Raw genomic sequence first — 6,274 nt, 5'->3', positions numbered from 1 at the left:
GCCTAGCGGAGGCTCTCGGCCGGGCCGAGCCGTGGGGTGTCTGGGGCGGGGAGATCTTCGACCGCGGCGCCATCGTCGCGCGTAAACGTCCGCGCGGCCGCCCGCGCAAGAACCCGCTACCCGATGGGATGCGCTGAGCCCCACCGATCGACGATCGGTGGGGCTCAGCCTCGCTGTGGCGTGCGGACCTCAGGCCGGGAGTTCGTCCTCCAGGCCCGGCACCCATCGGTACATGATCGCGCGGTAGGGGGCCTCGGCGTCGAGTTGCGCGGCGATGCCGACGCAGCCCAGAAGCACGCGGAACACCATGACGTACTCGGCGGGCAGATTCAGGTGCCGCGAGGTCTTGTACACGTCGCCACTCAGGTCGGTGGCCTGGCCGGCCGCGCGCTGGAGCCACTTGCGGGTGAAGTGGAAGGAATCCTCGTACAGCGGATCGACGTACGGTTTCAGATAGCTCGCCAGGTCCGCCGCGGTCACTTTGCCGGCGAACTCGGGCCGGATGAAGTTGTGCTGGACCAGCACATCGCGCAGTGCGTCGTACTGTTTATCCCGGGCCAGGGCCAGGATGTGGCCGGTCTCCGGGGGCAGTCCGTCGGGGTAGCGGCCGACGGCGCCGAAATCGAGCACACCGAAGCGGCCGTCGTCCATCACGAAGAAGTTGCCGGGGTGCGGATCGCCGTGCAGGAGGCCGACGCGCGCCGGGGAGCTGAACTCGAAAGCGGTCATATGAGTCGCGGCGGCATTCCGCTGCTCGCGGGTGCCGCTGGTGATGATCTTGCTCAGCCGTGTGCCCTCGATCCACTCCGAGACGATCACCCTCGGTGCACTCGCGATGACCTTCGGCACCACGAAGTCCGGATCGCCGTCGAAGGCGGCGGCGAAGGCGCGCTGATTCTCCGCCTCGCCGAGGTAGTCGAGCTCGTCCTCGGTCCGGTCGATCAGCTCGTCGATCATCGCTTTGGCATCGGTACCCGGCGAGAGCTTCTGGATCAGGCCGGACAGCCGACCGAGGGTTTTGAGGTCGGCTTTCAGCGCGTGGTCGGCTCCGGGATACTGGACCTTGACCGCGACCGGCCGGCCGTCCGACCAGACCGCGCGGTGGACCTGGCCGATGCTCGCCGAGGCGGCGGGCTCGTCGTCGAAGGACGAAAACCGTTCGCGCCACCGGGTGCCGAGTTGCTGGTCGAGCACTTTGTGCACCGTCGCGGCAGCCATCGGCGGCGCTTCGGCTTGCAGTTTGGTGAGGGCCTCGCGGAACGGCTCGCCGAACTCTTCGGGGATTGCCGCCTCCATGATCGATAAGGCCTGCCCCACCTTCATGGCGCCGCCCTTGAGGGTGCCGAGCACCTCAAAGAGCTGTTCAGCGGTCTTTTCCATCAGATCGGCATTGACTTCGTCTTTACTCATGCCGGTCAGTCGTTTGCCGAATCCGGCGGCTGCGCGTCCGGCCATGCCGAGCGGTAGTGCCGCCAGCTTCGCGTTCCGCCGGCCACGCCCCCGTGTGATGTCGCTCAAGGCTGTCCTTTCCCTTGCACTGAGGATAGAGGACTGGGCGGCGTGGTGCGCTTACCGAGGCCGTCCGCTTGCCCCGCAGCCGCACCGCGGGTGCGGCGGGGCGGACAGCAAGGTGGTGCCAGCGGGGCGGGTGTGCACTTGGAGTTGGTGGTCGAGCGTCTGCGGCGCCGCACCGCCGGTGGCCAGACGTGCGGTGATACCGAGGATCTCCTGTCCGGCGATTGCGGCGGTGAGGGCGACGGTGCCCGGATCTGCGGCGCCGGGCATCCGGGCCAGCCGGGCGGCGAGCACAGGCCACTCCGGATCGAGCTCGCAGCGGTGCAGGTCAGCGCAGCGCAGGCAGCTGGAGTGGCCGGGAAGTACCAGCGGCCCGATGGTCCCGATGCCGTCGTGCACCCGCACCGGGAGGTGCGGGGTGCCGGCGGCCATCAGCGCCAGACGCACCGCCGGATCGATGATCATCTGGTCGGTGAGCAGGAGCAGATTGCAGTCCAGTGGCCGCGGCGACGCCAGCGCGGCGGCACCTGGAGCTCCGGTCGCCACCGGCACCCCGGCGGCGGTCAACTCATCGGCGAGCTGGCGGGCCAGCAGATTGTGGCCGTGCACGCGAATGCGTAGCGTCGAGGAAGCGGTGCGCACCGGTTCGATCGCTTTACCCGCAGCCACCAGCCGGTCGAGTAGCGCGGTGAACCCGGCAGCGGACAGCCCGGCAGCGCGCAGCCGACCGGCGAGCGCGGCACGGGTTTGGGGGGTGCGCAGTTCGTCGAGCAGCTGGGCCACCGCCCTCGGAACGGCGGGCGGCGCCAGTCGCAGGATGAGAGCTGAAGCAGGCTCGCAGCCGATGTGCAGGCTGCCGTCACCCCGGGTGAGGACCGGGGTGCCCGCGGTGATTACCGGGAGCGGTCGATGCGGATCGGTGGGCCTCATGGACTGACGGTGTCAGAAGCACGACGATCCGTCGAGGCCGCTATCCACAGGGCTGTGGATTACTCCCCGTCGCGGTCTTTACGTTCCTGCTCGATCGTGCGTTCCAACTCGGCCATCGGGTCGTCGAACGCCGAGGTGCCGCCCCCGATCACGCGGTCGATGAAAGCGGCCGGATGGTCCAGGTCATCGGAGTCGGGGAGCAGATCAGGGTGTGCCCAGACGCCGTCGCGCACGGTGAGGTCCGCGGCTTCGTCCAGTGTGCGCCACAGATCAGCGGCCTCACGCAGTTTTCGCGGGCGCAGGTCCAGGCCGATGAGGGTGGCGAAGGTCTGCTCGGCCGGGCCGCCGGTGGCGCGCCGTCGGCGCATCGTCTCGGTGAGCGCGGCGGTCGACGGAATCCGGTCGCCGAGGGCAGCGGAGACGACGTGCTCCACCCAGCCCTCGATCAAGGCGAGCAGGGTCTCCAGACGGGTGAGCGCCGCCTGCTGCTCCGGCGAGATGGTTGGTTCAAACGCGGCCGCCTGACCCATCAGCTCTTCCATCTTGGCCGGATCGCTGAAGAGTTCCTGCGGATCAATTCCGCCACCCAGTTCCTGCAGGCCGCTCATATCCATGCGGATGCCGCGGGCGTACTCCTCGACGGTCGACAGCAGGCGCTGACGCAACCAGCCGACGCCGCCGAACAAGCGCTGGTGGGCGGCTTCGCGGGCGGCGAGGAAGACCACAATCTCCTGGCCCGGCAGATCCAGACCTTCAGCGAACTTCGCGATGGCTTCGGGCATCAGGACGCCGGTGCCAGCGCCGACCAGCGGTAGACCGATGTCGGTGGATGTCAGCACACCCTTTGCCAGGTGGCCGAGGCCCTGGCCGAGCTGCGTGCCAAACATCATGCCGCCGAAGCCGGACATCATGCCGAGCATCGGCCCGGCCATCGCCTTGGCCTCTTCGGGCATCCCGTCTTGCCAGGTGTTGCCGAGCGAGGCGGCGATCGGATCGCACACCAGACGCCAGGTCGGCAGTGTTTGCTCAAGCCAGTCGACCGGGGTCCAGGCGTGCGCCTGGGTCACGGCGGCGGGCTGGGTCGTCGCCTCGTCGAGCCAGAGTTCGGCGAGCCGGACCGCGTCGCTGACCGCCTTCTCTTCCGAGGACAGCATCGGCCGGAAATCGCCGATCTGTTGGCGGGCCAACCGGGTGGCGAGATCGTAGTTGACCGGGCCGGAGTCGGTGCCGGGGGCGCCCATGCCACTGAACATCTGGCCGAGCTGGGTAAACATCTGGCCGAGCATCGACGGGTCGAACCCGCCCGCGCCAGCCGAACCGCCGGCACTGCCGCCGAAGAGTGCCGACGGATCGAAGCCCGCCCCGCCAGCCCCGCCCGCGCCGCCGAAGATCGACGCCGGGTCGAAGCCGCCGGCCGGGGTGGGCGCGGTACCTGAATTGTCGGCGGGGGTGCGGTTCTGGTCGTCGTCGTCGGACCCGGACGAGGAGAAACCGAAGGGCAAATCGCTCATGGCACCACGGTACCGGGAAAGTGGCGGTCGCCGGACGCTGGTGAGCGGGGCCGCCCGTGGTCGGTACTCTGACGGGAATGAGTCTGAACTCTTCGAAGCGGCGGTTGATCACGGTCGGTGTTGCTGTGGTGATCGTGGTGGCTTTTGTGTTGCTGGGCAATATGGTGCGGGTCCCGTACGTGGCGCTGAGCCCCGGTATGACGGTGAACACGCTCGGCGATGTGGACGGTAAACAGGTCGTGCAGGTCGACGGTGCGGTGGACCCGAACCCGACCGGACATCTGAACCTCACCACCGTGTCGGTGACCGATGGTCTGTCCCTCTTCGACGCACTCGGCCTGTGGATCACCGGGCGCGGACAGCTACAGCCGCGCGAACTGTACTTCCCGCGGGGTACCACCCCCGAGCAGATGCGCGAAGAGACCAAGCAGCAGATGGTCGGCTCGGAGCAGAACGCCACCGGTGCGGCCCTGACGTACCTGCAGCGTCCGACTGTTCCTGGGGTGGGTGGCATCGCGGCCAACAGTCCGGCGAAGGACACACTGGAACTCGGCGACATCCTGCTGGCCGTCGACGGTCGGCCGCTGGCCACCGTGAATGCCTTCGTCGAGGAGATCCGGTCCCGGAAGCCGGGCGACACCGTGGCCCTCACCATCAAGCGCGGCGACGCTGAGCAGACCGTCGACGTGACCCTCGCTGCGCGTCCGGACGATGCGAACCAGGGCTATCTGGGCGTGACGGCGACGGTGTTTAACGCCGACCCGAACGTGAAGATCATTTACAACGTGGGCGACATCGGCGGCCCATCGGCGGGCCTGATGCTCAGCCTGGCCGTCGTCGACCGGCTGACACCCGGCAACTTGGCCAACGGCGAGTTCATCGCCGGCACCGGCACCATCACCCCCGATGGCACGGTCGGCCGGATCGGCGGCATCACACACAAGTTGGCGGGTGCGCGCGGGGACGGCGCCACGATCTTCTTGGTGCCAGCCGAGAACTGCGCCGAGGCGCTCACCGATGTGCCCGACGGCCTGGAGCTGATCAAGGTGGAGACCATCGGCGGCGCCGTCGACGCCCTGGCCGCGGTGCGCAACGGCACCGACCGCCCACACTGCAGCTAGAACCGCGCTGCCTTATCCAGGGGTCCTCCCAAATCTGTGCACCGATACTGTTTTCCACAGCGCCGCCACTGGGCTGATGTCGTCGAGCTTGTCGCCGCCCCATCCTGGGAAGATGACCGAATCAGTGGTACCGTCATCGGCTCCGGACCCGGTAGATCATGCGGTTGCGGTTGCGGTTGCGGTTGCGGATGCGGCTGTGGCGGCACTGCTCGTGGCGCAAGGCGGCGTCATCACCCGCACGCAGGTGGTCCAGAGCGGCCGCCGGCCGCACTGCATCCGGCGGATGCTTCGCCGTAAGAATTGGGTGGCAGTGCTGCCGGGAATCTACGTGAACCACACCGGCACTCCGACGTGGCGGCAGCGTGTATGGGCGGCGGTACTGGATGCGGCGCTCGACATAGCTGAAGGGGCCGGTGCGGAGCTGACGGCGATTGCGACGCTGTCGTCTGCGGTGAACAAGCGGCTCACCACGGGAGAGCAGCTGCTAGCGACGCTCCAGGCGCGACCGCGTATGCGGCGACGCGACCTGCTGCAGCGCGTGTGTCGCGATATCGCCGACGGGACCTGCTCGGTGCTGGAGCACCAGTACTTCGCCGAAGTCGAAAACGTACACGGCCTGCCGGTGCCCCAGCGGCAGGCCGAGACGACGGTGGGGCGCCGCGGCTTCCGCGACGTCGAGTACACCGAGTACGGCGTCGTCGTGGAACTCGACGGACGACTCGGTCACGCCGACTTCGCTTCCCGTGACCGGGACATGGAGCGGCACCTCGACGCCGCTGCCTTCGCCCACCGCATCACCATCCGATTGGGGACCGGACAGGTATTCAGGCGCCCGTGCAGCGCTGTCCGAGCTGTCCGACGGCGGCCGGGCGCTAAGTCGGCCGCGCGCTAAGTCGGTAGGGAGCTAAGGCAGCGCTGCCGTGCCGCCAGATGGCACGACAGCGCTGCCCTATTTGCGCTAGGGGCTCTCGACGTCGTCGAAAGTGGCGGTGAGGGCGTCGAGGAGCTCCGGCGCCAAGTCGGGGTCGGTGCGCAGGTGGCGCGCAGCCTCAGGGTCGTCGTCGGGGTGGGGCTGCACATCGAGCAAGGCCAGGCGCGCACCGGTGCGCAGCGCGCCGCCGATCAGCCGTGCCTGCCGGGCCGCGCTCGTGGCGCCGTCCGGCGGTACGACGGTGATCTCGGTGACCAGCGCGCAGC

Annotated in this window: 5 protein-coding genes and 2 pseudogenes; 3 read left to right on the top strand and 4 right to left on the bottom strand. The window is 68.6% G+C overall.

The genetic code is table 11. The features are described from left to right. Positions 1-137: pseudogene (locus WAW85_RS02720) on the top strand (WhiB family transcriptional regulator); the annotation flags it as partial. A gap of 52 nt (positions 138-189) precedes the next feature. Here the strand turns inward: WAW85_RS02720 and WAW85_RS02715 are convergent. From WAW85_RS02715 to WAW85_RS02705, 3 genes are read right to left on the bottom strand one after another with little or no spacing between them, the layout of a single operon-like run. Continuing rightward, complete coding sequence (locus WAW85_RS02715) at positions 190-1,518, bottom strand: ABC1 kinase family protein (protein ID WP_422558121.1); 1,329 nt, start codon at positions 1,516-1,518, stop codon at positions 190-192. Between the two features lie 51 nt (positions 1,519-1,569). Continuing rightward, the gene (locus tag WAW85_RS02710) at positions 1,570-2,445 is read right to left on the bottom strand and encodes a hypothetical protein (protein WP_422558120.1); all 876 of its coding nucleotides are present in this window, start codon (positions 2,443-2,445) and stop codon (positions 1,570-1,572) included. 59 nt (positions 2,446-2,504) lie between these two features. Further along, positions 2,505-3,956: a zinc-dependent metalloprotease gene (locus WAW85_RS02705; RefSeq protein WP_422558119.1), complete on the bottom strand. Its 1,452-nt coding sequence runs from the start codon at positions 3,954-3,956 to the stop codon at positions 2,505-2,507. 77 nt (positions 3,957-4,033) lie between these two features. Between WAW85_RS02705 and WAW85_RS02700 the strand changes: the two genes are divergently transcribed. Together WAW85_RS02700 and WAW85_RS02695 are read left to right on the top strand one after the other, a co-directional pair. Continuing rightward, positions 4,034-5,077 carry a PDZ domain-containing protein gene (locus WAW85_RS02700; protein ID WP_422558118.1) on the top strand — a complete coding sequence of 348 codons (1,044 nt, stop codon included), beginning with the start codon at positions 4,034-4,036 and terminating at the stop codon, positions 5,075-5,077. A gap of 112 nt (positions 5,078-5,189) precedes the next feature. After that, positions 5,190-5,969 (top strand): hypothetical protein, encoded by a 780-nt coding sequence (locus WAW85_RS02695; RefSeq protein WP_422558117.1) that lies wholly within the window; start codon positions 5,190-5,192, stop codon positions 5,967-5,969. 66 nt (positions 5,970-6,035) lie between these two features. Here the strand turns inward: WAW85_RS02695 and WAW85_RS02690 are convergent. Beyond that, a pseudogene (locus WAW85_RS02690) lies at positions 6,036-6,274 on the bottom strand (hypothetical protein); the annotation flags it as partial.

This window comes from Gordonia sp. (in: high G+C Gram-positive bacteria) (genome assembly GCF_049299075.1).
Lineage (GTDB): Bacteria > Actinomycetota > Actinomycetes > Mycobacteriales > Mycobacteriaceae > Gordonia.
This window is presented reverse-complemented; position numbering and strand designations above follow the sequence as displayed.

Coding starts and splice junctions, on each gene's coding strand:
- WAW85_RS02710 (WP_422558120.1), bottom strand. CDS start 2,445: ATGAGGCCCACCGATCCGCATCGACCGCTCCCGGTAATCACCGCGGGC.
- WAW85_RS02705 (WP_422558119.1), bottom strand. CDS start 3,956: ATGAGCGATTTGCCCTTCGGTTTCTCCTCGTCCGGGTCCGACGACGAC.
- WAW85_RS02700 (WP_422558118.1), top strand. CDS start 4,034: ATGAGTCTGAACTCTTCGAAGCGGCGGTTGATCACGGTCGGTGTTGCT.
- WAW85_RS02695 (WP_422558117.1), top strand. CDS start 5,190: ATGACCGAATCAGTGGTACCGTCATCGGCTCCGGACCCGGTAGATCAT.